This window comes from Nonomuraea deserti, from assembly GCF_004348685.1.
Classification (GTDB): Bacteria; Actinomycetota; Actinomycetes; order Streptosporangiales; family Streptosporangiaceae; genus Nonomuraea; species Nonomuraea deserti.
The window spans coordinates 1-2,883 of the sequence record NZ_SMKO01000372.1 but is presented as its reverse complement, the minus strand read 5'-3'; the positions used below and the strand labels follow the sequence as shown (position 1 = coordinate 2,883).

Below are 2,883 nucleotides of genomic sequence, written 5' to 3'. Positions count from 1 at the left end.
GGGGGCGGGGTTCCCGGTACACCGGCGCCCATGGTGAAGGCGGCCAGATCGGTGGCGGCCGGACGGGCGGCGGGGTCCTTGGACATGGCCTTCGTCACCAGGTCCGCCAGCTCGCCCGGCACACCGGCGGGCAGCGGCGCAGGGCTCTCCGTCAGCACCCCGAGCGTGAACCTGGCCGTGCTTCCCGGCCCGTCGAGCGGGAAGGCGGGCCGCCCCGCGAGCAGCTCGTACACCATCGACCCGAGCGCGTACACATCCGAGGCCTGCTCCGGCGCGCGGCCCTCCAGTTCCTCCGGCGCCGCGTGCACCGAGGGCACGGTCCCGTCGGGCAGCTCCACGACGGACATCAGCGCGGACATCGCGAACCCGGTGAGCGCGACCCCGCCCCCGGTCACGATGACGTTCTCCTGCTTGACGCGCCCGTGCACGCCGTCCACCGCGTGGGTGGCCGCGAGCGCCCCGGCCACCGCCCGCAGCAGCCCCGCCGCCTGGGCGGGCGGCATGGGCAGGCTGCGGCCGGGCCGGTCGGCCAGCGTGAGTCCCTCGTGCACGGGCGTCACCAGGTACGGTCGCCCGTCGCCCGTCGCCCCGACCTCCAGCACCGGGATCACTCCCGCGTGGGCGGCCAGCGGCTCTGGGAAAGCGAATCCGCGGACGATCCGCTTGAGCGCCCGCTTGTCCACCCGGTGGCAGGCGAGCGTCTTGACCAGGACGTCGGTCCCGGCCGACGCGGACCGGGCCAGGTGCACCGCCCAGGGGCCGTCCTGGCCTGCCCGCTCCAGCAGCCGGTAGCCGCGGACCCGTTCGATGATGACCGTCATGCGACCACGGACGGGCCGCCCATGTCATCGGTCTCGAAGGCCTCGTCCTCCACCAGCGGGAACGTGGCGCGCTCCCGGTCGCGCTCCTGGCCGCCCTGTCCGGCGCCGCCCATCATGGGCGGGATCATGCCCATCGGCATGCTGCCCGCCCCGGGCCGCCCGCCGACGGGAGGCGTCGCCGCCGTGCTTCCGAGCTGCGTGGCGGGGGCGCTCCCCGAGGGAGCGCTCGGCCCCGTGGGTCCCGGTCCGAGCGCGGTGGTGGGACCGGGGTTGTACGAGGTCTGCGGCACGGCGGACAGGTCCGTCGCGGAGGAGGGCTGGGGCAGGTCCGGCGTCCTGACCTCGGGAGTCTTCAGGTCCGGAGTCCTCAGGTCGGGGTTCTGGGCGGCGTCCTGCAGCGACGGGTCCTGCAGCGAGGGGTCCTTGAGCGACGGGTCCTGCTGGGACGGATCCTGTTGCGACGGGTCCTGGAGGGAGGGGTCCTGCAACGACGGGTCCTTGAGCGACGGGTCGTCGAGGGACGGGTCCTTCAGGCCGGGAATGTCCGGGCCGCCCAGCCCGGGTGTGGCGCCGAGATCGGGCGACCCGTACGGCGAGCCCAGCCCCGGCCCCGCGTACGGGTCGCCGATGCCCCCACCAGGGAGACCCGGCGTGCCGAACGGGTCGATCTGCCCGGTCTGCGGAGGCTTGGAGCGCTGCTCGACGTAGTCGCCCATGGCGTTGTACGCCTCGCCCATGAAGCGGTTGAGCTGCCGCAGGTGGTGGCGGGCGAGGGCGTGGCCGTTGGTGTCGGTGCCGAAGAAGTCGCCGATCGAGTCGTCGAGCCCGACGCTGCCCGTCCTCGGCACGTTGTGGTGGAACCAGGGGAGCACCTGCTCGCCATACCACCGGAGGGGCTCGCCGACGGAGCGAGCGGCGAAGCTGATGCGCGCGAGGTCCTTCTGCAGTTCGCCGATGGTCTTGAAGACCTGTTCGAGGGTTTCGCCGCCGAGCGTCTCCGCGATGACCCCGGCCTGCTTGTGCAGCAGTTCCACGGACTCCTCGCACATGTCGGCGATCGCCTTGTACTGCCTGCCCGCCTCGGCGACCCGGTCCGGCTTGGTGCTCTGGATGAGCGCGGAGACGCCGTCGCTGCTCTCCGCGTCGCCGCTGCCGCCGACGGGCATGGTGTCCTCGATCTGCGGCGCCCTGGTGTCCTTGAGCGGTTCGACCCAGTAATCAGTCATCGTTTCTCGTCGCTGCGCGGGATCAGGTGAGGCGGCCCAGGTCGCCCGCGGCGGCCTGGTCGGCGTTCTTGGCGGTCTTGACGGTCTCGTCGAGCGCCTGCATCACGGCGGTGTACACCGAGTAGACGCGCTCGACGGCCGAGCCCAGCGTGGCCTGCGCCTTGTCGGTGGTCGCCTTGAAGTCGGAGGCGGCCTGCCAGGTGCCGAGCTCCTGGTCGGAGAGCGCGGCGAGCGTGAGGCGCACCTTGAGGCTCTGCCCGCCCGTCTCGCCCTGCAGGCGCTCAAGGTCACGCCGGAGCTGCTCCACCGGGGACGTCGGCAGGGCCTTGCCGGAGCCGGGGTCCTCGTAGGCGTCGACCTTGATGAACCACTCGTTCTTGGCCGTGCCGGGGTCGACGCGGTTGCGGGCGAGCAGGTCGCCGAACTCCTCCTTGCTGGGAGGGGCGGGCGGTTCGGCGGGGTAGTCGCCGTTGCGGTGGAAGTGGATGTGGTCGCTGTACGATTCCTCGATGGTGTCGGGGTCGTAGTCGTACTCCTTGCCGACCCCGCCTCCCTCGTAGGTCCTGACGACCTGCGGGCGCTGCTCGACCGACAGGCCCAGGCCTGGCCTGGGGTTGCCGTGCGCGTCGCCGCCCTCGGCCTGAGGTGTCCCCATGCTCCACTCCCCACGTCGACGGACCTGCAGACACCTGCCTATCTCGCGCCTGACCTGGCACGGCCTTATTTCAAGATATTTGTAAGAGAGCGAACACAAAACGGAAATATCACCAAACTCCGTACTGTGCCCTTCTCCTGGACCGGCGCCGCGGCCATCGGGCTGGCGCTCGCCCTCAGCC

General features: G+C 71.8%; 3 protein-coding genes. All 3 read right to left on the bottom strand.

Features of this window, described 5'->3' with window-relative positions:
* Window positions 1-821: serine/threonine-protein kinase (locus E1292_RS50015; RefSeq protein ID WP_132606817.1), on the bottom strand; the 821-nt coding region annotated here is incomplete at its 3' end.
* Window positions 818-2,047 (bottom strand): hypothetical protein, encoded by a 1,230-nt coding sequence (locus E1292_RS52100; protein WP_165975183.1) that lies wholly within the window; start codon window positions 2,045-2,047, stop codon window positions 818-820. The genes E1292_RS50015 and E1292_RS52100, both read right to left, overlap by 4 nt.
* 22 nt (window positions 2,048-2,069) lie before the next feature.
* Entirely contained in the window at window positions 2,070-2,702 is a 633-nt protein-coding gene (locus E1292_RS50005) for a hypothetical protein (protein WP_132606816.1), read from the bottom strand.
* Window positions 2,703-2,883: the final 181 nt, after the last annotated feature.

Excerpts from the sequence above, each read along its gene's own strand:
- E1292_RS50005 (WP_132606816.1), bottom strand. The coding sequence starts at position 2,702 with ATGGGGACACCTCAGGCCGAGGGCGGCGACGCGCACGGCAACCCCAGG.
- E1292_RS52100 (WP_165975183.1), bottom strand. The coding sequence starts at position 2,047 with ATGACTGATTACTGGGTCGAACCGCTCAAGGACACCAGGGCGCCGCAG.